This window comes from Methylobacterium radiodurans, from assembly GCF_003173735.1.
GTDB classification, from domain to species: Bacteria; Pseudomonadota; Alphaproteobacteria; order Rhizobiales; family Beijerinckiaceae; genus Methylobacterium; species Methylobacterium radiodurans.
The window spans coordinates 949,581-973,189 of record NZ_CP029551.1; the positions used below are offsets into that span (position 1 = coordinate 949,581).

Annotated in this window: 19 protein-coding genes; 10 read left to right on the forward strand and 9 right to left on the reverse strand. The window is 65.4% G+C overall.

Going from position 1 to position 23,609, the window contains the following annotated elements; genetic code table 11:
• The first annotated feature begins 492 nt into the window (after positions 1-492).
• Together DK427_RS04265 and DK427_RS04270 are read left to right on the forward strand one after the other, a co-directional pair.
• On the forward strand, positions 493-1,701 hold the full coding sequence (locus tag DK427_RS04265; RefSeq protein WP_109950184.1) for a cyanate transporter: 1,209 nt from the start codon (positions 493-495) through the stop codon (positions 1,699-1,701).
• 58 nt (positions 1,702-1,759) lie between these two features.
• A complete protein-coding gene (locus DK427_RS04270) occupies positions 1,760-2,281 on the forward strand; it encodes a GNAT family N-acetyltransferase (RefSeq protein WP_162559659.1) in 522 nt (173 codons plus the stop codon).
• Here the strand turns inward: DK427_RS04270 and DK427_RS04275 are convergent.
• Together DK427_RS04275 and uraH are read right to left on the reverse strand one after the other, a co-directional pair.
• Positions 2,271-3,476 carry an OprO/OprP family phosphate-selective porin gene (locus DK427_RS04275; RefSeq protein ID WP_245930792.1) on the reverse strand — a complete coding sequence of 402 codons (1,206 nt, stop codon included), beginning with the start codon at positions 3,474-3,476 and terminating at the stop codon, positions 2,271-2,273. The two genes, DK427_RS04270 and DK427_RS04275, sit on opposite strands and share 11 nt — an antisense overlap.
• Positions 3,477-3,833: 357 nt before the next feature.
• Complete coding sequence (uraH, locus tag DK427_RS04280) at positions 3,834-4,193, reverse strand: hydroxyisourate hydrolase (RefSeq protein WP_109950187.1); 360 nt, start codon at positions 4,191-4,193, stop codon at positions 3,834-3,836.
• Between the two features lie 236 nt (positions 4,194-4,429).
• Between uraH and DK427_RS04285 the strand changes: the two genes are divergently transcribed.
• The 5 genes from DK427_RS04285 (at position 4,430) to DK427_RS04305 (ending at position 9,501) form a co-directional block, all read left to right on the forward strand.
• Positions 4,430-5,785 carry a nucleobase:cation symporter-2 family protein gene (locus tag DK427_RS04285; RefSeq protein ID WP_109950188.1) on the forward strand — a complete coding sequence of 452 codons (1,356 nt, stop codon included), beginning with the start codon at positions 4,430-4,432 and terminating at the stop codon, positions 5,783-5,785.
• Between the two features lie 76 nt (positions 5,786-5,861).
• Positions 5,862-7,118: a urate hydroxylase PuuD gene (locus tag DK427_RS04290; RefSeq protein ID WP_109950189.1), complete on the forward strand. Its 1,257-nt coding sequence runs from the start codon at positions 5,862-5,864 to the stop codon at positions 7,116-7,118.
• 193 nt (positions 7,119-7,311) lie between these two features.
• Positions 7,312-8,247 carry an allantoinase PuuE gene (puuE, locus tag DK427_RS04295; RefSeq protein WP_342772542.1) on the forward strand — a complete coding sequence of 312 codons (936 nt, stop codon included), beginning with the start codon at positions 7,312-7,314 and terminating at the stop codon, positions 8,245-8,247.
• Between the two features lie 88 nt (positions 8,248-8,335).
• Positions 8,336-8,845: a 2-oxo-4-hydroxy-4-carboxy-5-ureidoimidazoline decarboxylase gene (uraD, locus tag DK427_RS04300; protein ID WP_109950190.1), complete on the forward strand. Its 510-nt coding sequence runs from the start codon at positions 8,336-8,338 to the stop codon at positions 8,843-8,845.
• A gap of 386 nt (positions 8,846-9,231) precedes the next feature.
• Positions 9,232-9,501: a PepSY domain-containing protein gene (locus DK427_RS04305; protein ID WP_245930793.1), complete on the forward strand. Its 270-nt coding sequence runs from the start codon at positions 9,232-9,234 to the stop codon at positions 9,499-9,501.
• A gap of 97 nt (positions 9,502-9,598) precedes the next feature.
• On the opposite strand, the gene DK427_RS04310 is transcribed toward DK427_RS04305, so the two are convergent.
• On the reverse strand, positions 9,599-10,528 hold the full coding sequence (locus tag DK427_RS04310; RefSeq protein ID WP_109950191.1) for a LysR family transcriptional regulator: 930 nt from the start codon (positions 10,526-10,528) through the stop codon (positions 9,599-9,601).
• Between the two features lie 171 nt (positions 10,529-10,699).
• Between DK427_RS04310 and DK427_RS04315 the strand changes: the two genes are divergently transcribed.
• On the forward strand, positions 10,700-11,539 hold the full coding sequence (locus tag DK427_RS04315) for a bifunctional allantoicase/(S)-ureidoglycine aminohydrolase (RefSeq protein ID WP_109950192.1): 840 nt from the start codon (positions 10,700-10,702) through the stop codon (positions 11,537-11,539).
• A gap of 191 nt (positions 11,540-11,730) precedes the next feature.
• Positions 11,731-12,225, forward strand: coding sequence for an ureidoglycolate lyase (locus tag DK427_RS04320; RefSeq protein WP_109950193.1), 495 nt, complete (start codon positions 11,731-11,733; stop codon positions 12,223-12,225).
• Positions 12,226-12,627: 402 nt separating this feature from the next.
• Here the strand turns inward: DK427_RS04320 and DK427_RS04325 are convergent, their stop codons facing one another.
• A complete protein-coding gene (locus DK427_RS04325; RefSeq protein ID WP_109950194.1) occupies positions 12,628-12,825 on the reverse strand; it encodes a hypothetical protein in 198 nt (65 codons plus the stop codon).
• Positions 12,826-13,192: 367 nt separating this feature from the next.
• Between DK427_RS04325 and DK427_RS04330 the strand changes: the two genes are divergently transcribed.
• A complete protein-coding gene (locus tag DK427_RS04330; RefSeq protein WP_109950195.1) occupies positions 13,193-14,425 on the forward strand; it encodes a serine hydrolase domain-containing protein in 1,233 nt (410 codons plus the stop codon).
• Between the two features lie 93 nt (positions 14,426-14,518).
• Here the strand turns inward: DK427_RS04330 and eno are convergent, their stop codons facing one another.
• The 5 genes from eno to pyk form a co-directional block, all read right to left on the reverse strand.
• Positions 14,519-15,808: a phosphopyruvate hydratase gene (gene eno, locus DK427_RS04335; RefSeq protein ID WP_109950196.1), complete on the reverse strand. Its 1,290-nt coding sequence runs from the start codon at positions 15,806-15,808 to the stop codon at positions 14,519-14,521.
• Between the two features lie 90 nt (positions 15,809-15,898).
• A complete protein-coding gene (gene lpdA / locus DK427_RS04340; RefSeq protein WP_109950197.1) occupies positions 15,899-17,746 on the reverse strand; it encodes a dihydrolipoyl dehydrogenase in 1,848 nt (615 codons plus the stop codon).
• A gap of 51 nt (positions 17,747-17,797) precedes the next feature.
• Positions 17,798-19,099 carry a dihydrolipoyllysine-residue acetyltransferase gene (gene aceF, locus DK427_RS04345; RefSeq protein WP_109950198.1) on the reverse strand — a complete coding sequence of 434 codons (1,302 nt, stop codon included), beginning with the start codon at positions 19,097-19,099 and terminating at the stop codon, positions 17,798-17,800.
• A gap of 122 nt (positions 19,100-19,221) precedes the next feature.
• The gene (gene aceE, locus DK427_RS04350; protein WP_109950199.1) at positions 19,222-21,882 is read right to left on the reverse strand and encodes a pyruvate dehydrogenase (acetyl-transferring), homodimeric type; all 2,661 of its coding nucleotides are present in this window, start codon (positions 21,880-21,882) and stop codon (positions 19,222-19,224) included.
• Positions 21,883-22,178: 296 nt separating this feature from the next.
• Complete coding sequence (gene pyk, locus DK427_RS04355; RefSeq protein WP_109950200.1) at positions 22,179-23,609, reverse strand: pyruvate kinase; 1,431 nt, start codon at positions 23,607-23,609, stop codon at positions 22,179-22,181.

Consider the following 23,609-nt stretch of genomic DNA (forward strand, 5'->3'; position numbering starts at 1 on the left):
ATGCGATTTCCAGGAAGAGGCCGACGCGATCACCGGATCGCGCACGGAAGCTCCGCTTGATCGGACGTTCGGTCGAACGGACACGCGCTAGCGCGTCGCGAACGTGATCGTCGCGCCTCGAAGTTTCGCTCCCCCTTCCGACGAGCGGCGGGCGCATTTCCGCCAAGGCTTGAACAGCGGCAGCTGCCGCCGGTCAGATAACGGTGCGGCGACGCACGCATATGCGATGGAAACACGAAACAGTTTCGCGATTTTTCGTCGGATCGCCCGCTGTCAGACCAGGCGGCGGCGGGCGATGTAATCCGAAAGGGTGCGCTCTCGATCATCAAGCTGCCGCGCCGGGGGGGACCGTCTCGGCTGCGAGACGATCGCGCCGTGGCAGCCAAGACGGTCTGGAATGCCAGCGCAAGGCGATGTCGACGGCAAGAACCGCGGACCTGTTGGAGAGACGCCGATCCGGACGGGACCGATCGGTAGAAGGATGATCGTGTCATGACCCCGAACGGCGGTGCCGCCGCGGCCCGACTGCCCATCTTGCTTCTCGTGATTTTGGTCGGCTTGAACCTTCGGCCGTTCCTGACGGCAGTCGGGCCGCTCACGGCCGATATTCGGGCGAGCATCGGTTTGAGCCTGCAAGGCCTCTCGCTGTTGACCCTCATCCCCATGGGGTTGATGGGCGTTCTGGCGTTCGTCGGACCGACGGTGGAGGCGAAATTCGGCGCTCGACCCGCTCTGGTGGCGGCGTTGTGGGCGGTCGCGGGTGGATCTCTGGCGCGGTGGTTCGTCGTCGATGCCGAAGGCATGTTCGCGAGCACGGTCGTTCTGAGCGTCGGCGTCGCCGTCGCGCAGGTCGTCTTTCCCGGTGTGCTCAAGCGGCAGTTCCCGAACGGACTGTCGACGGTGATGGGTTTGTACTCCGCCATGCTGATGGGTGGTGGGGCGGCCGGGGCGCGTCTGGCTCCGCTCGTCGCGGAGACGATCGGGGATTGGCGCGCCGGTCTCGGCCTGTTGGCGGCGCCGGCGGCGCTGGCCGCGATCGCTGCTGCTCTCATTCTGCCGCGATCCGACCGCCGCGAGGAACGGGCGATTCCCGCCGTGGGCCTTCTCCGACGGCCACGAACCTGGCTTCTGATGGCCTGCTTCGGATTGGTGAACGGGGGATACTCCACGGTGGTCACCTGGCTCGCTCCATTCTATCAGGAGCGCGGCTGGAGCGTGGGCTCGAGCGGCACGTTGCTCGCCGTCATGGCGCTGAGTCAGGGCGCGGCCGCGCTTCTCCTTCCGATGGTGTCCCGGCATGCTCGGGATCGGCGGGGCTGGCTTTGGTTCACGCTCGCTCTGCAGGCCTTCGGCTTTCTCGGTCTGGCGGCGGCGCCCGATCTGGCTCCCATGATCTGGGCGGTCGGCGTGGGCGCGGGATTAGGCTCCAGCTTCGCGCTGACCATGGTCGTATCGCTCGATCACTCGCCGGACCCGGCTGCCGCTGGAGCCTTGACGGCGATGATGCAGGGAGGGGGCTTTCTGCTCGCCGCCGTCGCTCCGTGGCTCGTCGCGCTCCTGCACGATTTGTCGGGCGGGTACACCGCCGGCTGGATCATGCATCTCGGGAATGTCATGGTCGTCGCCTGTCTGACGACGCGGCTCGCTCCGGGAACCTATCGCCGCGCTTTGGGCATGGCGGTGCCGTCTCCGGCCGAATGACCGAGGCGGGATGCGGCGTCGGCCCGGTATGCGGTGATACGGAATGCTTTGGCGGCCCATGCGAGAGACGGATCTGGACGAGGTCGCGGCGCTGGCCGACCTCGTCTTCCCCGGTCATCACGAGGATCGACGGTTTTTCGCGGAGCGCCTTCGCCTCGGACCCGCGACCTGCTTCGTCCTGAGAGATCCCGAAGATCGTCTGGAAGGGTATCTCGTCGCCTATTTCTGGCGGCTCGGCGTCGTTCCACCGCTCAATGCGCCGACGGGGACGACGTCGGGGGCGCCCGATTGCGTGTACATCCACGATCTCGCGCTGACGCCCGAGGCGTCGGGACGGGGGTTGGCAACCGCGATTCTGAGGGAATTGTCCGATCGTGCCCTCGCGAGAGGAGTGTCACGCCTCGCGCTCGTTTCGGTCAACGCATCGGCGGCCTTCTGGGAGCGGAGCGGCTTCAGTGGCGATAGTTGGGGAGACGCGATGCTCGACAAGCGAAGCGCCTACGGCGAGGACGCGCGGTACATGGTCAGGGACCTCCGCGTCGGCGGTCGGGCCGAGGCAACCGTGACGATCACCAACTGATCTGCGCGCGTGCGATGAACGCGTCGACCGTGAACGCTCTCGTACCGAGTTCCTCTTGCCCCACGCCGGGCAGGACACGTCCGCGCACGTAGTTGGCGATGAATCGGAGGTTCGGCTCCGGGTACCAGCTCAGGCCGACGCTCACGTCGCGCTCGGAACCGCCACGTAGGTTCCTGTCGTCCAGATCGACGAAGCTGTAGCGAGCCGAGAGTTCGAATATGCCCGCCCCTCCTCGGGAGACGCGACGGCCCTCCGGTACGCCGACAGGCTCGAACACGGCGTAAGCCGTGCTCGCATCGGGTGTGAGCGCATATGCGCGGCCCGCGCCGTTGAGGACGAGCGAGCCCTCCAGATAGCCGCCCTGGAAGCCAAGGCTCGGGCCGCCACCGAAACGCTCGACCTCGGTGCGGATGTACTCCGCCTGGACCAGAAACGGACCGGCGCGATAGGCTACCTCGGCACCGAGGCGCGACACGTGGGACACATCCGGAATCGTGCCCGTGTCGACGAAGGGGCGTCCGAACAGAAACGCCTCGGCTTGGACGGACAAGCCGAACCTGTCGTCGCCGCGTGAGCGCTCTCGCCGGATCGCGGCGAGCCCGAAATGCAGCGTCTCCCGCTCCTCGAGGATTGGCGCGTACGTCGCGCGTCCGGCCGCCGCGAGACCGTCGCCCGTGATGCCGTTGCCGGCGGCGTTTCCGAACACGCCGAGAACCGCCGTCCAAGCCTGGCCATGATGACCCACCGCCATGCCGAAGCGACGCTCCGGTACGAGGGCGTTGGCGAGAGAGCGCTCGGCGAACAGGGTGCCCGTGTTGTTCTGCAGCCACTCCAGACTGAAGGGCATTTTCATGTTCCCGATGGTCACGACCGTATCGGGAAGGCCCTTCCACGAGACCAGAGCGTCGTTGATCGGCAGGACCGGATCGTTGAAGTCGTACTGAAACGCGATCACCCACTCTTTGCCGATGGTCAGCGTCGGCTCGATCCAGGCGCGGCGCACGGCGACGTTGTCCGGAAACGCCTCCGGCAGATCGGGTCTGCCGAACCCCGCCGCGCCGGCATCCACCTGCAGGCGGCCGCCGATCGCGAGTTTCACGGCCGGTTCGGGAACGGTGAGCGTCAGGCCCTTCTCGTCGTAGCGGAGCCGTTCGCCATAGGGGCCGACCGACGCCTCGATCGCATCGCCGGCCAAGGCGCCGGGAGATCCCGCCAGAGCGAATGCCACGGCGAGAGCGGCTCGACGGTGGGGACGCGCGTTCGACATGGGTGGCACTGAAGACGGTACGCGTCGCATCTGCAAACGGGGCGGGGGTCCACCAAGCCGAAATTCGGGTGGTGCACGAGGAGAACGTCGCGGACGAGCGCGGGTGTGGCGCATTGAGGATGGTCCGAGCCGGCGCGCTTCCCACTGACGCCGAAAGCTTCGAGCCTCGTCCGAGCGCGGCACGGCGAAGCCCGGATTAGTCGAGGCGGCCGCATCGGGCGGCCGACGTCACGGCGCGTGAACGCCGTCCGGGTCGTGCCGACGCGCGCCCGTCGCGCTCCGCCGTCAGCTGCCGCGATAGGTCGAGAACGCCCAGGGCGATACGAGAAGCGGGACGTGGTAGTGACCATCCGGGTTCGCTATGCCGAAGCGGATCGGAACCTCGTCCAGGAAGGGCGGATCCGCGAGATCCGGGGTTTGCCGGTCGCGGAAATAGGGTCCGACATGGAAGGTGAGCTCGTACGTCCCGACGGCGAGGGCGTCGCCGCCGAGAAGGGGCGCGTCGGTCCGACCGTCCGAATTGGTCACGGTTTCGCCGACGCGGACTGACGATCCATCCGAACCCAAGCGCCGTAATACGATCTTGACGCCGGCAGCCGGTTTGCCCGAGTTCGTGTCCAGCACATGTGTTGAGAGACGGCCCACTGTAACGTCCTCCGAGAGCGATCGTGTCCGTCACGACCGGACGGCACGGAAACGAACACTCCCACCGCCGCCGACGCAACCGGAAACCCACCGACATTTAACGAACCGCTTTGAAGGTGTTTGGTCAAAACGGGGATCGCTTCGAATTATCGCGCGCCGCACAGTACCGGCGTTGCACGAGTCGGTGACTCGGCGAACAAAAGGTCTGGGCAAGAACCCGGGTCGGGAGGAAAGATATGAGGTACTCCGTTCACCCGGTGGACGAGGTTCTGCCCGCGCCTAAACTCGTCGCGCTGGGCCTTCAGCACGTCCTGGTGATGTATGCCGGCGCCGTCGCGGTGCCTCTGATCATCGGCCGAGCTCTCCAGTTGCCGCCGAATCAGGTAGCGCTGCTCGTCAACGCCGACCTGTTCGTCGCCGGCGTGACGACCTTGATCCAGTCCTTGGGACTCGGGCGCTTCTTCGGCATCAAGATGCCCGTCATGATGGGCGTGACCTTCGCCGCCGTCGGCCCCATGGCGGCCATGGCCGCCGATCCGAACCTGGGCGCCACCGGCATCTTCGGAGCCACGATCGTGGCGGGCGTGGTCACCATTCTTCTGGCGCCGTTCTTCAGCAAGTTGATGCCGCTGTTTCCGCCGGTCGTCACCGGCACGGTCATTCTGATGATCGGCATCTCGCTGATGCGCGTCGGCGTGAACTGGGCGGCGGGCGCTTCGGTGGACACGCTCCCGGGCTACGGTGAGCCGTTGCACCTCGTCATGGCCGCCGGCGTGATGGTGTTCATTCTGATGATCACCCGTTTCGCGAGCGGCTTCCTAGCGAACGTTTCGGTACTCGCCGGCATCGTCGCGGGCTGCATCGCGTCCTTCCTGCTCGGACGGATGGATTTCACCCAGGTCGCGGGGGCCGATTGGTTCGCGCTGGTGACGCCGTTCAGCTTCGGCATGCCGATCTTCGATCCGATCGCCGGCCTGACGCTCAGCGTCGTGATGATCGTGGTGATGATCGAGTCCGCCGGCATGTTCCTAGCGCTCGGTGACCTGACGGAGCGCCATATCGACGCGAAGGCCATGTCGCGTGGCCTGCGCGTCGATGGTCTCGGCACGATGATCGCCGGGGTGTTCAACAGCTTCCCGCATACGTCGTTCTCGCAGAACATCGGCCTGGTCGGCGTGACCGGCGTGCGCTCCCGGTGGGTCACCGTCGTCGGTGGCGCCCTTCTGATCGTCATGGGTCTCGTACCGAAGCTCGGCGCGCTCGTCGCGGCGGTGCCCCTGTTCGTACTCGGCGGCGCCGGGATCGTCATGTTCGGAATGGTGGCCGCCACCGGCATTCGCATCCTGACGGAGGTCGATTACCGCACGAATCGCAACAACCTCTACATCGTGGCCATCGCCAGCGGCTTCGGGATGATCCCGCTCGTCGCACCCAAATTCTTCCATGCACTACCGGACTCCCTGGGACCGATCCTCCACTCCGGAATACTCCTGTCCGCCGCCGCCGCTGTCGTCCTGAACCTGTTCTTCAACGGGCCCGGCGGCAAGGAGCCGCCGAAGGAGGAGATCGTCATTCCGCCGCCGGGCGAGTGATCGGCTCACCGATCGAAGGGACGCGATCGCGGCAGCGCTCGGCCCCAGCGTCGCAATTCAACGAGGACAATTCGAAATGGACCCGATACTGCACGAATGGGGCGGCTTCCTCATTCGGTGGACGCACGTCGTCACGGCCATCGCCTGGATCGGTGCGTCGTTCTACTTCATGCATCTCGACGCGAGCATACGGTCGATCGCCGAGATACCGGACGGCAAGGGCGGTGAGGCCTGGGAGGTGCACGGCGGCGGCTTCTACCAAGTGCGAAAGTACCTCGTCGCTCCGGACCGGATGCCCGACCATCTGATCTGGCACAAATGGCAGTCCTACTCGACTTGGCTGTCGGGCTTCGCGCTGCTGTGCTGGGTCTACTACGCTCAGGCCGACCTGTACCTCATCGATCCGGCCGTCCGGCAGATCACCCCAATCGTCGGGGCCGTCATCGGAATCGGCGCGCTCATCGTGGGTTGGCTGATCTACGACGGCCTCAATCGCTCGCAACTGGCGAACCGCCCGCTGCTGCTCTCGGGTATCGTGTTCCTCGTCGTGGTCGCTTTCGCCTTCGGCTTCCAGCAAGTGTTCTCGGGCCGCGCGGCGATGCTGCACACGGGTGCCGTGATCGCCACCTGGATGACGGCGAACGTCTTCTTCGTGATCATGCCCAACCAGCGGAAGGCCATCGCCGAACTGATCGCCGGTCGCGTGCCGAACCCGGCCTGGGGCAAGCAGGCCAAGAACCGCTCGTCCCACAACAACTACCTCACCCTGCCGGTGCTGTTCTTCATGCTGTCCGGTCACTATCCCTTGGTCTGGTCTACGCCCTACACCTGGACGATCATCGGCTTGGTCGTTGTCACGGGCGGCGTCGTGCGGCACTTCTTCAACGTCCGTCACGCCGGAAAGGGTGACCCGTGGTGGGCTTGGGGCGTCGCGGCCGCTTGCATCATGCTCGCCATCGCGATCACCGTGGTCTCGTCTCCCGGCGCCCGGGATCGCCTCGGTCTCGCTTCGGCCGCCGCGTCGTCCGGCGCGGAGACGGTGGACGCCACGGCGTCCATCCACCTCGCGTCGCTCCGCGTTCCGGCGGCCGACGAGGACGTCGTCACCATCGTGACGAGCCGCTGCAGCATGTGCCACGCGCCCGAGCCGCTCTGGCCCGGTCTCGCGAGTCCGCCCAAGGGCGTACTCCTCGACACGCCCGAGAACATCGCGCGTTTCGCGGATGCCATTCGCGTCCAGGCCGTGCTCACCCACGCGATGCCCCCAAACAACGTCACGGACATGCAACCCGAGGAACGGGCCACGCTCGCACGTTATCTACAGGGGCACTGATCGCCCGGCGCTGCCGCTCTCGATCCGGCGCCTGTCAGGCGATCCGGGGCAAACTTCGAAGCCCGTCCGAGCCGAGCGCGGGCCGGGGGCCGGCCGCGCGGTCCGAGACGGCCGCAGCTCCGAACAGGCGCTATCGAGGGCGCCACTCGGAAGAGCTCCTACGCACATCACTATCCAGAGGAAGGGTCCCTCCGTGGCCGATCTTGCCGGCATGCCCGACGATCCCGCTCGCGATTTCATCTGCTACGGCGAGCATCCCCCACACCCGCGCTGGCCGGGGGGCGCGAGGGTCGCGGTCCAGTTCGTCCTGAACTACGAGGAGGGCGGCGAGCGCTCCGTTTCGGACGGCGACACCCACTCCGAAATCTTCCTTTCGGAAATCATCGGCGCGCAGCCCTTCACCAGCCGTCACATGAGCATGGAGAGCCTGTACGAGTATGGCGCGCGCGCCGGGGTCTGGCGGATCCTGCGGCTCTTCCGCGATCGGGGCTTGCCGCTGACGGTGTTCGGTGTCGCGCAAGCGCTCGCGCGCAATCCAGCCGTCACCGAGGCGGTTCTCCGCGACGGCCACGAGATCGCCGGGCACGGCTGGCGCTGGTTGCCCTACCAGGACGTGTCCGAAGAGGTCGAGCGAGAGCATCTCGCCCGCGCCGTCGAAACGATCCAGCGCCTTACCGGACAGCCGCTGCTGGGGTGGTACACAGGGCGTGACAGTCCCAACACCCGGCGGCTCGTGGTGGAGCATGGCGGCTTCGCCTACGACTCCGACAGCTACGCCGACGATCTGCCCTATTGGGTACAGGTCGCCGGCCGGCAGCATCTGATCGTTCCCTACACGCTCGACACGAACGACATGCGCTTCGCCGTCCCCGGCGGCTTTCCCACCGGCGAGCAGTTCTTCGCGCACCTGCGCGACGCCTTCGACTGTCTGTATGCGGAAGGCGCGAGCGCTCCCAAGATGCTGTCGATCGGCCTACATTGCCGTCTCGTGGGGCGTCCCGCGCGGCTGCCGGCGCTCGCGCGTTTCATCGACCATGTGCTGTCCCATCCCGACGTTTGGGTGGCACGCCGGATCGACATCGCTCGGCACTGGGCGGCGATCCATCCCGCGCGATTCGATCAGGTCTGAGCCGCGAACGCGCCAAGTTACCCGACACCGTTCCCGAGGTCGCGAGCCGCAGGGAGCCAGTTACATTCTTGGGACATAGGAGTCTGAAGTGATTTCCCTAGATCGCCTCAACGAGGTCGACCGCCCGGAGTTCGTCGCCCTCCTCGGTGAGATCTACGAGCATTCGCCTTGGGTGGCAGAAGCCGCGTTCCAACGCCGGCCCTTCGCCACGCGTGACGCGCTGCGAGACGTCATGAACGACGTGGTCAGTCAGGCGGATCCGGAGCGACAGCTCGCCCTGTTGCGCGCTCACCCGGAACTGGCGGGTCGCGCCGCGATACGAGGCGAGCTGACTACCCATTCCGCCGACGAGCAGGGGGCGAGCGGTCTGCTGAATTGTTCTCCCGAAGAACTGAAACGCATACAGGAGCTGAATCAGGCATATGGGGAGAAGTTCAAGTTTCCGTTCGTGATCGCGGTCAAAGGGATGGATCGAAGCGCCATCATCGCGTCGCTCGAGAAGCGTCTCGGCAATCCACGCGAGGAGGAAAAGCTGGAGGCGCTACGGCAGGTTTCGCGGATCGCCGGCTTCCGGCTTGAGGCTTCGATCGGCTCGTAGCGTGCGGAGCCGATCGATCTCGCCTCGTGACAGGGCGGTTCGTTGGTTCGCTCGGCGCCGCGACGCGCACCTGCGCGTCGCGTGAGGAAGACGGGAGAACGGTGTCTCGAATGTCTGGCGCCCGGGCAGGACGGCGTTCCACGCAGGAAAATGCCGGGTGCCCCGAGTGCATCGGTTGGAACCGATCTCGATCGATCGGCTGCGGCGGCGTTCGCGCAGTCCGGCATTCCGAAGGGGCGCGCGAGTTCCAACTCGGGAGAAACGTGATGACGGTTGGTCGTCTATCGTATCACGCTCGACGAAGGTCGTAGGTGTTCACGTCTTCGAAGTAACCATGAACTCTCACGTGGTCACCAACGTTGAGCGATGACGAGATATGGAAAGGTATGATCATGCGCCTCACTCGGACTCTTGTCGCTGTTTGCGCCCTTGCCCTGGCGGGCGGCGCATATGCTAAAGATCGTCCCGGTTCGGATTGGATCAGTAAGGACGATCTCAAAAAGCAGATGCAGAGCGAGGGCTACAGCGCAATCGTCGTCGGCGTGGACGACGGGCATTGGGAAGGCGAGGCCGTCAAGGACGGACGAATCGTCGAGTTCCACGCCGATGGCAAGACGGGTAAGATCACGAAGTCCAAACCCAAGACCGAGGATTGATCGGCCATCGATCGGCGGACGATTGCCGAGACGCGTTCCTCCTGACCGGGAGGAACGCGTTTTTCATGGCGAGCGAACGTGTTCTCGAATGGCGCGGTTAGTTCGGATGCCTCCCGACGAGTGCGAGCTGCCCGGTGACATGATCGCGCATGGCCTCGTATGCCATATCCACGAACGTCTTTCCGCGTGCCGACAGCATCTTCCGTGAGGGATAGAGAATACCGAGCGTCACGGACAGGGGTGGCGTCTTCGGGAGAACCGTTACGAGCTGGCCGTCGGCGATATGGGAAGCAACCTCGAACAGAGGCTTCAAGGCGATGCCTTCCCCGGCCAACGCCCACTTCGTCAAGGTGTCGCTGTCGTCGACATCGATGTGTCCGGACACCGGGAGGGTCAAGCTCTCGTCCCGATCGGTCAGCGTCCAGCGAAACTGTTCGGATCCGGGGAATCGCAGCAACAGACAATCGTGATGCAAAAGGTCGCCGGGCTCGTTCAGGGGTGGGCTTCTTTCCAGATATGACGGGGAAGCGCACAGTACGCGCTCGACACTGGCGACCTTTCGCAGGGTGAAACTGGAATCTCGCATTTGCGAGAGGCGGATCGCCACGTCGACGGCCTCCTGAACGAGATCCAGCAGGTGATCGGAAAGCCTGAGATGCACGTCGGCTTCCTGGTGTCGCTCGCGGAATCGAGGGATCAGAGGCGCGACGACGCGTCTGCCAAGGCCGAGGGGGGCCGTCACTTTGAGTGTACCGCGCGGCGTCGCACCCGCCGTTTCGACGCTCTTTTCCGCGCGCTCGACGGCTGAGGTTATGTCGAGGCAGCGATCGTAGAAGATGCGGCCCGCCTCGGTGAGACTCATCCGCCGCGTGGTACGTGTCAGGAGAAGGCATCCGAGGTGCTTCTCCAGATTCTGGATCCGGTAGCTGATGACGGACGGTGACAGTCGCAGATCTCGCCCGGCGGCCGAGAAGCTGCCCGTGTCCGCCGAACGCATGAAAATGCGAATGCTTTCCAGCGATATCATCCTGCATTAATCAACGAAAAATTCGAAAAATGCCAACGAAAAATGCGAAGATTCGGGCGAACTGTAACGGGTAGGATGTCGGAAGGGTCAATAGCGCCCATGCTTCAAACCCTACCGGTGGAGCCTCGCAATCCACCCATCAATTCGATGTGATCATTCGGAGGCGGCCCGTTGAGCAGTTCCCCCTACAACCCGCCCTGCGGCGGCCTGCCCCCCCAGACTGCGCTGATGACCGGCCGGGCCGTGTTCACCGAGGCCTACGCCGTCATCCCGCGGGGCGTGATGAGCGACATCGTCACCTCGGTCCTGCCCTTCTGGGAGGGCACCCGCGCCTGGATGCTGTCGCGCCCGCTCTCCGGCTTCTCGGAGACCTTCGCGCAGTACCTGATGGAGGTCGCGCCCGGAGGCGGCAGCGCGAGCCCGGAGCCCGACCCGGAAGCCGAGGGCGTGCTCTTCGTCGTCGAGGGGCGCCCGAGCCTCACGCTGGAGGGCCACGAGCACGGCCTGCGCCCCGGCAGCTACGCCTACCTCGCGCCCGGCGCCGCGTGGTCTCTGCGCAACGCGGAGGGCGCGGCCGCCCGATTCCACTGGATCCGCAAGGCCTACGAGCGCGTGCCGGGGATCGAGGCGCCCGAGAGCTTCGTCACCCACGAGAGCCGCGAGGATCCCGTCGCGATGCCCGGCACGAACGACGCCTGGGCCACCACCCGCTTCGTGTCGTCCGACGACGTGCGCCACGACATGCACGTCAACATCGTCACCTTCCAGCCGGGCGGCTCGATCCCGTTCGAGGAGACGCACGTGATGGAGCACGGCCTGTTCGTTCTGGAGGGCAAGGCGGTCTACAAGCTCAACCGCGACTGGGTGGAGGTCGAGGCCGGCGACTTCATGTGGCTGCGCGCCTTCTGCCCGCAGGCCTGCTACGCGGGCGGCCCCGGCCCCTTCCGATACCTGCTCTACAAGGACGTGAACCGCCACGCCGGTCTGAGAGTCGCTGGAGGGGCGCGGTAGGTCCCCTTCGTGAAGAGGGTGCATCCGGAGATTGCCTCGCGGGGGCTTCATTCGGCCGCCGCAGACCGCAGAAACGCCGTCTCCCTGGATATCGCCAATCGAACCGACGCGACATCTCCTGCGGATGCCGATCCGGCACCGCCCCGCCTTATCCGTCTTGTTCTTCAACGCGGGCTGACCAGGAAGTTCTGATGAGTGACCGTCACATCCAAGTTAAAACTCTGACGCCCGAGGCTTTCGCGCCATTCGGATCGGTGATCGACCGATCATGCCTGGAGCCACGAGCGATGAACGCCGGTATGGCCCGTCGCTTCCACGATCTCGCGAAGATCGAAATCGCCGGACAGGACGCCCGTGTGGTAATCGGCGTCGTGGAGGCGAAAGCCTATCCGGTGCCTCTGAACCTACCGCTGGTCGAGCGTCATCCGCTCGGTGCCCAAGCCTTCGTTCCGTTGACCGACGCCCCCTTCCTGGTCGTCGTTTGTCACGATGAGAACGGACGTCCCGGTCGACCGCAAGCCTTCGTGACGACCGCCGGCCAGGGCGTGTGCTATGGCATGAACGTCTGGCACGGTGTTCTGACTCCGTTCGGTGCTCCCCAGGATTTCATCGTGATCGATCGAAATGGCCCAGGCGTAAATCTGGAAGAGCATGTCTTCGACGAACCCTGGATCGTGACGATCTAGGGCGCCCACCGACTGTCCGCGGCACTCGGTTCTTCCGGTCGTCGCACGGAAGCGCATACTCGGGGGTGTTCCGAACGACGGAACATCCCGTCGTTCCGGACAGGGTGCGACGCTCGACCTGTCCGGATCCAGCTTCCGGCCGACGCGCCTGAGCTTGCATCGCTCAAGCGCGGGATCATCCGCGGGGTACTCGCCTTCGGACGGCCGAACCTGCGGGCCACCCGAGGAAGTGCTCTATAGGCCGGTTGCGAGCAACCCCACAATCGTATGGGATCGGAGAGTGCGCGTGAACAAGGCGCTTTGGCAGTCTCGCCGCCTGCGTCCGTCGTACGCACCAACCGTAGCCCTTGGCCTTCTCGCGTATCGGGCGTCGCGATCGAGGCTCGCACGCGCCCCTGCACGTCACTGAGCTCGCGCCGTCTCCGGGTTCTCACTCATTTGGGCAGCGAGTTTCATCCCGAGGTCGAACAGCACGAGGTCGACGAGCTTCTGAAGTGGCGGATCCGCCAAGCTGTCCGATGCGTGCTTCAGCTTCAAGGCGAATTCGATAGCCGTGACGAGATCTGCGGTGCGATCGTCGAGTTTACCGGGGTCATCCATTGCAGCCTCGAAGCTTGCGATCCGACAGCGCTATGGTTTTGCCTGCCGGATGTTGGAACGCACATGCAACATGAATTTGGCGTATGTGGCAGGATAGGCCCCTGAACGGAGCGTGATCGCGACCTGTACTGTCCGCAGGTGCGCGAAAGGTTTCGGTATGCCACTCGCGCTTCATCCCTGACGCGCGTAGTGTCTCGCTGGAGGCCGATCTGCCAACGGCTTCCGGCTGTCCCGAAGCGTTCCGTCGATCCCCAGGGCACGTTCTAAGGATCTGGCGGGAATGCGCATCCATAAATTGGATGTTGTGAGGCCAGCGTTCGATGATATCGCCTGGCTCGAGTAAGTCGTACTGTAAAGGAATCGCGATATGAAGCGTTACCGTATTCTCACTATGGGCTGTATGAGTTTGCTTTGCAACCTCTCGGCCGTCGCTTTGGCCAGGCCGCAAGACGAGGTATCCGCGAATTCGCCCGATATCGCATCCGTGCAAAGCGTTTACGATGGCCGGGTATTGCCTGACATCCAAGCGCGTACGTTCCGGAACATCGATCGTCTCTTCCCGACCCGGACCGTGAACCGCGATATGCGGGGCAAGCCTCTGGCCGAGGACCTCCGAAATTTCGACGATCTGAAGATCGAATCGGACGGGAAGGCTTACGATATCTACGATTACATATCGTTGAATCGGATTGGTGGGCTTCTGGTGCTCAAGGACGACAAGATCGTCTTTGAGGACTACGAGCTGGGAAACACGCCGACGTCACGTTGGATGTCGATGTCCGTGGCGAAATCCATCACGTCCACGCTGATCGGCGCGGCGATCAAGGACGGTCACATCAAGAGCATCGATGACGATCTCACGGTCTACCTACCGGAGTTGAAGGGTAGCGCGTACGACGGTGTCAGCGTCAAGAACCTGCTACGGATGGCATCGGGGGTTAAGTGGGACGAGACCTACACCAACCCCCGGTCCGACCGCCGTCGCATGTTGGAACTGCAACAGGCCGGCAAGCCGGGCGAGATCGTCAAGTTCATGGCGAGCCTCCCCCGTGCAGCGCCTCCTGGCACGGTCTGGAACTACAGCACGGGTGAGACCCACATCGCCGGCGCTCTCGTGCGGGCGGCCGTAGGGCGACCCGTCGCCGAATATCTCTCGGACAAGATCTGGTCCAAGATCGGGGCACAGGACGACGCGACGTGGTGGCTCGAGGCGCCGAACGGTCTGGAAGTCGGCGGGAGTGGCTTCAGCGCGACGTTGCGCGATTACGCCCGTTTCGGCCTCTTCGTCCTGAATGGAGGAAAGGTCGGCGACACACAAGTCGTACCCGAGGGGTGGTTCGACCAAGCCGGCCGGCCTCAGGATCTGGCGGACAAGACCGTGAACTACGGCTACATGTGGTGGCCTTTGGCAGCTCCGGCCGGGTCTCCGAACCAGGACGCGTTCCAGGCGCGGGGCATCTTCGGTCAGAGCGTATACGTCAATCCCAGGGAGCGTCTCGTGATCGTCCACTGGGGCGCGCGTTCCAAGCCTACCGGGATCCAGCCCGTACGCGATCCTGAGTTCTACGCGGCGGTGGTCAGGAAGCTGCAGTTCAAGTAGCCCGAACTCGCTCGGACCCGCCGCTCTTCAGGCGGCGGGTCCGGCCCATCGGATGCTACGTCGATCAAGATTGGTGGGCGACGGCTTGCCGCGCTACGGCGAAATCTTCGTCCTGGCGAACGATCGACCAGCGTAGCGGCCCTGCGGGCCCAGGCCCTCCTCGATGCGGATGAGCTGGTTGTACTTGGCCAGTCTGTCCGAGCGGGCGAGCGAGCCGGTCTTGATCTGCCCGCAGTTCGTGGCGACCGCGAGGTCGGCGATGGTCGAGTCCTCGGTCTCGCCCGAGCGGTGCGACATCACCGCCGTGTAGCCGGCGCGCTGGGCCATATCGACGGCGGCCAGCGTCTCGGTGAGCGAGCCGATCTGGTTGACCTTGATCAGGATCGAGTTGGCCGTCCCGCTCTCGATGCCCTGCGACAGCCGCTCGACATTCGTGACGAACAGGTCGTCGCCAACGAGCTGGCAGCGGCTGCCGATCTTGTCGGTCAGGAGCTTCCAGCCCTGCCAGTCGTCCTCGGACATGCCGTCCTCGATCGACAGGATCGGGTACTGCGCGACGAGATCCGCGAGGTAGTCGACCTGCTCCTCGATGGCGCGGGTGCAGCCCTCGCCCTCGTAACGGTAGGCGCCGTCCCGGAAGAACTCGGTCGCCGCGCAGTCGAGGGCCAGCACCATGTCCTGGCCGGGCTTCAGGCCGGCGGCCTGGATCGATTCCATCACGAAGTCGAGGGCGGCCTCGGCCGAGGGCAGGTTCGGGGCGAAGCCGCCCTCGTCGCCGACATTGGTGTTGTGGCCGGCCTTCTTGAGCGCGCTCTTGAGGGTGTGGAACACCTCCGCGCCCATGCGCACCGCCTCGGCCAGCGAGTCGGCGCCGACCGGCATGATCATGAATTCCTGGAAGTCGATCGGGTTGTCGGCGTGCGCGCCGCCGTTGACGATGTTCATCATCGGCACCGGCAGCACCCGGCCCTGCACGCCGCCGACGTAGCGGTAGAGCGGCAGGCCCGAGGTCTCGGCCGCGGCCTTGGCGACGGCGAGCGAGACGCCCAGGATCGCGTTGGCGCCGAGCCGCGCCTTGTTGGGCGTGCCGTCGAGATGGATCATCGCCTCGTCGATCGCGACCTGATCCTCGGCATCCATGCCGACGACGGTGTTGTGGATCTCGAGGTCGACCGCCTCGATCGCCTTCAGCACCCCCTTGCCGCCGTAGCGGCCCTTGTCGCCGTCGCGCAGCTCGACCGCCTCGTGGGCGCCGGTCGAGGCGCCCGACGGAACCGCGGCGCGGCCGAACGAGCCGTCTTCCAGGAGCACGTCGACCTCGACGGTCGGATTGCCCCGGCTGTCCAGGATCTCGCGGGCGGCGATGTTGCTGATCGCGGTCATGTTACGATTCCGACGCCCCGCGCTTGAGTTTGCCCCGGCGTCGCCTTTCCTCGTTATGGATGTCGGTGGATGTCGCGCCTCGCTTCGCGCCTACGGATGACGAGGCTTCCGCGGCGCGTAGATGTCGGTAATCGTCCCCTCGAAGACCTCCGCCGCCATTCCCACCGTCTCGGACAGGGTCGGATGCGGATGGATCGTGCGCCCGATGTCCTCGGCGTCCGCGCCCATCTCGATCGCGAGCGCGGCCTCGGCGATGAGGTCGCCGGCGGAGGGGCCGACGATGCCGCAGCCGACGATGCGGTCGGTCGCTTCGTCGAACAGGACCTTCGTCATGCCTTCGTCACGTCCGAGCGAGAGCGAGCGGCCCGAGGCCGCCCACGGGAAGACCCCCTTGCCGACCTTGATGCCCTTGCCCTTCGCCTCGTTCTCCGTCAGCCCGACCCAAGCCACTTCCGGATCGGTGTAGGCCACCGATGGAATCACCTTCGCGTCGAAGAAGCTGTTCTTGCCGGAGGCGTTCTCGGCCGCCACCTTGCCTTCGTGGACGGCCTTGTGCGCGAGCATCGGCTGTCCGACGACGTCGCCGATGGCGAAGATGTGCGGCACGTTGGTGCGCATCTGGCGGTCGACGGGCACGAAGCCGCGTTCGTCGACGATGACGCCGGCTTTCGCCGCGTCGATCAGTTTGCCGTTCGGGCGGCGTCCGACGGACACGAGGATCTTGTCGAACGTGTCCGTTGCGGGTGCCGACCCGCCCTTGAAGGTCACGCGCAGACCGTCGGGCGTCGCCTCGACGTTCGTCACCTTCGTCTTCAGGTGAACCGCCTCGTACTGCTTGCCGATGCGCTTCGCGAGCGGCGTCACGAGATCCTTGTCGGCACCGGGGATGATCTGGTCCATCAGTTCGACGATGGTCACCTTCGTGCCCAGCGCGTGATAGACGGTCGCCATTTCCAGGCCGATGATTCCGCCGCCGATCACGAGAAGGCGCTTCGGAACGTCTGCGAGTTCGAGCGCGCCGGTCGAGTCGATGACACGCGGATCGCCGTGCGGAATGAACGGCATGGTGATCGGCTCGGAGCCGGCCGCGATGATGGCCTGATCGAAGCCGACGATCGTGCTCTTCCCCTCATGCTCGACCGCGATCTGGTTGGGGCTGACGAAGCGTCCCAGCCCGGTCACGACCGTGACCTTGCGCTGCCTGGCGAGACCGCCGAGACCGCCGGTGAGGCGCTTGACGATCCCGTCCTTCCAATCACGAAGCTTGTCGATGTCGACCTGCGGTGGCGCGAAGCTGATGCCGTGGGCCGCCATCGCGTGGGTTTCGTCGATGACCTTCGCGGCGTGCAGGAGCGCCTTCGACGGGATGCAGCCGACGTTGAGGCAGACGCCGCCGAGTTGCGGCCAGCGTTCCACCAGCACGACCTTTCGGCCGAGATCGGCGGCGCGAAACGCGGCGGTATAACCCCCGGGTCCGGCCCCGAGCACCAGCACGTCGGCCCGCAGATCCTCGCCCTGAACCGGCGCGGCGGCTTGTGGAGCGGCCTTGGTCGCGGAACCGTCAAGGGTCGCGCCGGCGGCGGACGAGCCGTAGCCGGCTTGGCCCTCCCCGGGCTTGTGCGGTCCGTTCGAGAGTCCGGGCGTCGCCTGGACCGTCTTACTCGCCTTGTCGGTCGTCGCCGGCTTGGGAGCTCCGGTCTCGACGGTATCGGACATGACGAGAAGCAGGTCCCCCCGGCTGATCGTTTCCCCGGGTTTCACCCGGACCTCGGCGACGGTGCCGGCGACAGGCGACGGAATGTCCATCGTCGCCTTGTCGGACTCGAGAACGAGGAGGACGTCGTCGACGGCGATCCGATCGCCGGCGCTCACGTTCACCTCGATGATCGGGACGTCCTTGAAGTCGCCGATATCCGGTAACCTGACCTCGTTGCCCATCGTTTCGCTCTCTCGTGTGTCTGCTCGGTGGAACGGTTCGACGCGGCCTCGTCAGATGACGAGGCGCCGTACGTCCTCCAGGACATGGGCGAGGTGGCGGGTGAAGCGGGCTCCGAGCGCCCCGTCGATGACGCGATGGTCGTAGGAGACCGCCAGCGGCAACATCAGGCGCGGCGCGAATTCGGTGCCGTTCCAGACCGGGGCCATCTTCGCGCGCGGCACACCCAGGATTCCGACTTCGGGCGCGTTGACGAGCGGAGTGAACGAGGTTCCGCCGATGCCGCCGAGACTCGAGATCGAGAAGGTCGCGCCCTGCATGTCGCCGGCGCCGAGTTTGCCCTCGCGCGCCTTCTTGGAAAGGGTGCCGAGCTCCTGGCTGATCTCGACGATGCCCTTGCGATCCGCATCCTTGACGACGGGCACCACGAGCCCGTCCGGCGTATCGACCGCAACGCCGATGTTGTAGTAACGCTTGAGTATCAGGGCGTCCTTCTCGGGCGAGAGCGACGCGTTGAACTCGGGATGTGCGCGGAGCGCCGAGATCGAAGCCTTGATCAAGAAGGCAAGGAGCGTGACCCGATAGCCCTTCTCCTTGCCGGCCGTATCGAGCTCTTTGCGATAGGTATCCGTCTCGGTGATATCGGCCTCGTCCGTATGCGTGACGAGCGGCACGTTGAGCCACGAACGGTGCAGGTGCGGACCGGAAATCTTCTTGATCCGCGCGAGCGGCTTGATCTCGATCGGGCCGAATTTCGAGAAGTCGACGGCCGGTATGTCCGGAATGCCCATGCCGCCGGATGCCATCACCGCCCCACCCGTCGGGGCCGGGGTGCCGGAGCCGACGAGGTGACCCTTCACGTCGTCCTTCGTGATGCGTCCCTTGTCGCCGGTACCCTTGACGGCGGTCAGATCGATACCGAGTTCGCGGGCGATCCGACGCACCGTCGGGCTGGCATGGACGTTCGAGAAATCGGGTATGCCGGAGGCTGGCGCCGCGGCAGGAGGAACGGCGGCTGCAGGCGCCGGGGAAGAGGCAGACGGGGTGGCCTCGGGAAGCGGCTCCTGTTTGGCCGCAACCGCGACGGCATCGGCCGGAGCGGGCAGGTCGCCGGCTCCCGCTTCGGCTCTCAGTACCAGGAGGGGCGAGCCCTTGCTCACCCTATCGCCAGCCTTGACCAACAGCTTCTCGACCATGCCCGCGCTCGGGGAAGGTACGTCCATCGTCGCCTTGTCGGATTCGAGCGAGACGATGGGATCGTCCGGCCCGATCGTGTCCCCCTCCTTCACGAACACCTCGATGATCGGAATATCCGTGAAATCGCCGATGTCGGGGACCTTGACCTCGATGCCCATGCTGTCTTTCCTGCGTTCCTCGCGGGTCCGTCTTCGGACCCTACCGTGCCGACCGCGCTCGATTGGAGACCGACGCGTTCTCGCCTTTGCCGTTGGCGCCGGCGCGTCGATCGTGTCTCAGGTCAGACCGTCCAGGGGGCGGCCTTGCCGGGATCGATTCCGTACTTGGCGATCGCGCTCGCGACCGCGCTCGCGGGCAGCGCGCCTTCCTCGACGAGACCGCTCAGCGCCGCGATCGTGACCCAGCGTCGATCGACCTCGAAGAAATCGCGCAGTTTGCGACGGTAGTCCGAGCGCCCGAAGCCATCGGTCCCGAGCACGCGATATCGGCCGGGAACCCAGGCCCGTATCTGATCGGCGAACAGCCGCATGTAGTCGGTCGCCGCGATCACCGGGCCGGTTCCCGCTTCCAGACAGGTCTCGACGTGCGACTTGCGCTTGGCCTCCCCCGGATGGAGCAGGTTCCAACGCTCGCAGGCCATCGCGTCGCGTCGTAGTTCCGTGAAGCTCGGGCAGCTCCAGACGTCCGCCGCGATCCCGTGCTCCGCCTCCAGCATCTCGGCGGCGGCGATCACCTCCCTGAGGATGGTACCGCTGCCGAGCAACCGCACCCGCGGCGCGCCGGTCTTTCCCCTGCCCTCGCGGAACAGATACATCCCCTTGATGATGCCGGCCTCGGCGCCCTCGGGCATGCCTGGGTGCTCGTAGTTCTCGTTCATCACGGTGATGTAGTAGAACACGTCTTCCTGCTCGGCGTACATCCGACGCAGGCCGTCCTGGACGATGACCGCGACTTCATAGGAGAACGTCGGGTCGTAGGAGACGCAGTTCGGGATCGTGGCCGACTGGATGTGGCTGTGACCGTCCTCGTGCTGCAGACCCTCGCCGTTGAGTGTCGTGCGTCCGGCCGTTCCGCCGATCAGGAAGCCGCGGGCGCGCAGGTCACCCGCCGCCCAAGCGAGATCGCCCGTGCGTTGGAAGCCGAACATGGAATAGTAGATGTAGAACGGGATCGTCGGCGCGTTCGAATGCGAGTAGGAGGTGGCCGCCGCGATCCAGGAAGACATCGCCCCGGGCTCGTTGATGCCTTCCTGGAGCATCTGACCCTTCTCGTCCTCCTTGTAGTACATGAGCTGGTTCGCATCCTCCGGCCGGTAGAGCTGACCGACCTGGGAGAAGATGCCGAACTGGCGGAACATGCCCTCCATGCCGAACGTGCGGCTCTCGTCGGGCACGATCGGGACGATGCGCGGTCCGACGTTCTTGTCGCGCAGAAGCGTGTTGAGGATGCGCACGAACGCCATGGTCGTGGAGATCTCGCGCCCGGCCGTCTCCTTGAGCTGCGCGCCGAACGCCGTAAGGGATGGGATCTCCAGCGGCTGCGACAGGCGGCGGCGTGCCGGAAGAGGGCCGCCCAGGGCCTGACGCCGCGCCATCAGGTAGCGGTGCTCCGGGCTGCCTTCCGGGAAGCGGATGAAGGGGATTTCCGTGACCTGCTCGTCCGTCAGTTCGATGCCGAAGCGGTCGCGAAACTGCCGCAGCACCGCCTCGCCCATCTTCTTCTGCTGATGAGTGATGTTCTGGGCTTCGCCGGCCTCGCCCATGCCGTAACCTTTCACGGTCTTGGCGAGAATGACGGTGGGCTGGCCCTTGTGCTTCACAGCCGCCGAGTAGGCCGCGAAGACCTTCGCCGGGTCGTGACCGCCGCGGGTCAGACGGAAGATGTCTTCGTCCGACCAGTCACGCACCAGAGCTGCGGTCTCGGGGTATCTCCCGAAGAAAAACTCCCGGATGTAGGCGCCGTTCTTCGATTTGAAATCTTGGTATTCGCCGTCGACGCATTCCTCCATGAGGCGAGCGAGCGTTCCCGTAGAGTCGTTCGCCAGCAGCGCGTCCCAACCGGTACCCCAAAGGCACTTGATGACGTTCCAGCCGTTGCCGAGAAAGTTCGCCTCGAGCTCCTGGACGATCTTGCCGTTCCCGCGAACGGGTCCATCCAACCTCTGGAGGTTGCAGTTGATCACGAAGATCAGGTTGTCGAGTTTCTCCCGGCCCGCCATGGAGATGGCGCCCAGACTCTCGGGTTCGTCCATCTCGCCGTCGCCCATGAAGGCCCAGACCTTGCGACCGTCCGTATCGACGTGGCCCCGGTGGTGCAGGTAGCGGAGGTAGCGCGCCTGATAGATCGCCATGAGCGGACCGAGACCCATGGAGACGGTGGGGAACTGCCAGAAATCCGGCATCAGCCAAGGATGCGGATACGAGGACAACCCGTTCCCGTCGACCTCGGCGCGGAAAGCCAGCATCTGCTCCTCAGTGAGCCGGCCTTCCAGGTAAGCGCGAGCGTAGATGCCCGGCGACGAGTGTCCCTGCACGTAGATCAGGTCGCCACCACGCCCGTCCTGGTCCCCCTTCCAGAAGTGCATGAAGCCGGTGTCGTAGAGTGTCGCGGCGGATTGAAAGCTCGCGATATGTCCCCCGAGCTCCGAGGATTCCTTGTTGGCGCGTAGGATGATGGCGATCGCGTTCCAGCGAATTGCCGAGCGGATGCGGTGCTCGATCTGGCGATCACCCGGATGGGGATCCTGCTTCTCGGGAGCGATCGTGTTGAGGTAGGGCGTGTTGGTCGAGTACGGAACCGGAAGTCCTGTCTGCTTGGCCTCGTCGACGATCCTGTCGAGCAGAAATCGAACCCGGTCCGGGCCAGCGAACTGCGCCACGGAATGGAGGGCGTCGACCCATTCGCGTGTTTCCAAGGGGTCGATATCGGGCAGGTCGCGCATCGCGGTTCCTCGAAAGGTCATTGGAAGTGGAGTCGCTCGGCCAGGGCGGCGAAACGGTAGCGGCCGGAGGCGGACGGTCGCGTAGACCGGTGTCGACGAGGCGGAACGCATCGGTTCCGCCCGATACGACGATCGCGATCTCGCGCGATCCGTCTCAGAGAGGGCCGCCACGTGCGAGCTGTTCGGCACGATCGACGGTGTCGTTTCGCTTCCGATCGTACCGGCGCCGATGGCCGACAGGGATCGTGCATGCTCCGCGCGACGGCCGCGTCAGCGAACCGATCGCGCGGCGCCGGTCAGGCGGCCTTCCGGGACAGCGTCGCCAAGCGGAGCAGGTTCGTCGTCCCCGAGACTCCGAACGGAACGCCGGCCGTGATGACGATGTTGTCGCCGGCTTCGGCGAAGCCCTCCTCGACGACGGCCTCGCAGGCGAGTTCCGTCATCGACGCTTCGTCCGACGCTTCGTTCTCCACGACGACCGAGTGGATGCCCCAAGCGACCGTCAGCCGACGGGCCGTGTCGATCGACGGAGTCAGGCTCAGGATCGGCGCGACGGGTCGCTCGCGCGCGGCTCGGAGACTGGTGGAACCGGACCGCGTGTAGCTGACCGTCGCCCGCGCGTTGATCACGTGCGCGGTGCGGCGCAGGGCGCAGCAGATCGCATCGGCCAACGTCGCCCTCGGTGCCCCGTGCTGCCCGTCGAGGAGAACGCGGTACTGAGGATCGCGTTCGACGCGTCGCAGGATCGAGTCCATCATCGCCACGGCTTCTCGCGGGTAGGCACCCGAAGCCGACTCCGCGGACAGCATGACGGCGTCGGCGCCCTCGTAGACGGCCGTCGCCACGTCGGACGCCTCGGCTCGGGTCGGGACCGGGGACGCCGTCATCGACTCCAGCATCTGGGTCGCGACGATCACCGGTTTGCCCTCTCGCCGACAGGACCGAATGATGGTGCGCTGGACGATCGGCACTTCTTCCGTCGGCATCTCCACGCCGAGGTCGCCGCGCGCCACCATGATGCCGTCGCAAAGCGACACGATCTCGTCCAGTCGATCGACGGCGGCCGGCTTCTCGATCTTGGCCATGACGAGCGCCCGATCTCCTATCAGCTCGCGAGCCTCCAGGATGTCCTCGGGACGCTGGACGAAGGACAGGGCGACCCAATCGACGCCGAGGTCGAGGCCGAACGCGAGATGTCGGCGGTCCCGCGCGGTCAGAGGGGACATCGGCAGGACGACGCCGGGCACGTTGACGCCCTTGCGGGCCGAGAGGGGACCTCCCACACGAACCACCGTCTCCGCGTGATCCGGCCCGCAGGATAGCACTTCCAGTCGCAGCTTGCCGTCGTCCAGCAGGATGTCCGTCCCGGGCGACAGCGCGGCGAAGATTTCCGGGTGGGGCAGCGAGACGCGCCGCCCGTCGCCGAGGGCGGCATCGAGGTCGAGGCGGAAGGCGGCGCCCGCTTCCAGCCGGACCGCGCCGTCCGCGAACGTACCGACGCGTAGTTTCGGTCCTTGGAGATCCATGAGGATCCCGATCGGTCTGCCGACCTTGCTTTCCAAAGTGCGGATCGTCCGCACACGCTCGGCGTGATCGGCCTCGGTGCCGTGGCTGAAGTTCAGACGGAAAACGTCCGCTCCAGCGAGGAACAGGTCCTCGATCGCACCGGCCGAGTCGCTCGCAGGCCCGAGGGTAGCGACAACTTTGGCGTTTCTCGAACGTCGCAT

Excerpts from the sequence above, each read along its gene's own strand:
- DK427_RS04305 (WP_245930793.1), top strand. The coding sequence starts at position 9,232 with ATGATCATGCGCCTCACTCGGACTCTTGTCGCTGTTTGCGCCCTTGCC.
- lpdA (WP_109950197.1), bottom strand. The coding sequence starts at position 17,746 with ATGGGCAACGAGGTCAGGTTACCGGATATCGGCGACTTCAAGGACGTC.
- aceE (WP_109950199.1), bottom strand. The coding sequence starts at position 21,882 with ATGCGCGACCTGCCCGATATCGACCCCTTGGAAACACGCGAATGGGTC.
- DK427_RS04320 (WP_109950193.1), top strand. The coding sequence starts at position 11,731 with ATGAGTGACCGTCACATCCAAGTTAAAACTCTGACGCCCGAGGCTTTC.
- DK427_RS04310 (WP_109950191.1), bottom strand. The coding sequence starts at position 10,528 with ATGATATCGCTGGAAAGCATTCGCATTTTCATGCGTTCGGCGGACACG.
- DK427_RS04270 (WP_162559659.1), top strand. The coding sequence starts at position 1,760 with ATGCGAGAGACGGATCTGGACGAGGTCGCGGCGCTGGCCGACCTCGTC.
- aceF (WP_109950198.1), bottom strand. The coding sequence starts at position 19,099 with ATGGGCATCGAGGTCAAGGTCCCCGACATCGGCGATTTCACGGATATT.
- DK427_RS04265 (WP_109950184.1), top strand. The coding sequence starts at position 493 with ATGACCCCGAACGGCGGTGCCGCCGCGGCCCGACTGCCCATCTTGCTT.
- pyk (WP_109950200.1), bottom strand. The coding sequence starts at position 23,609 with ATGCGACGTTCGAGAAACGCCAAAGTTGTCGCTACCCTCGGGCCTGCG.
- DK427_RS04325 (WP_109950194.1), bottom strand. The coding sequence starts at position 12,825 with ATGGATGACCCCGGTAAACTCGACGATCGCACCGCAGATCTCGTCACG.
- DK427_RS04330 (WP_109950195.1), top strand. The coding sequence starts at position 13,193 with ATGAAGCGTTACCGTATTCTCACTATGGGCTGTATGAGTTTGCTTTGC.
- eno (WP_109950196.1), bottom strand. The coding sequence starts at position 15,808 with ATGACCGCGATCAGCAACATCGCCGCCCGCGAGATCCTGGACAGCCGG.
- DK427_RS04290 (WP_109950189.1), top strand. The coding sequence starts at position 5,862 with ATGGACCCGATACTGCACGAATGGGGCGGCTTCCTCATTCGGTGGACG.
- DK427_RS04285 (WP_109950188.1), top strand. The coding sequence starts at position 4,430 with ATGAGGTACTCCGTTCACCCGGTGGACGAGGTTCTGCCCGCGCCTAAA.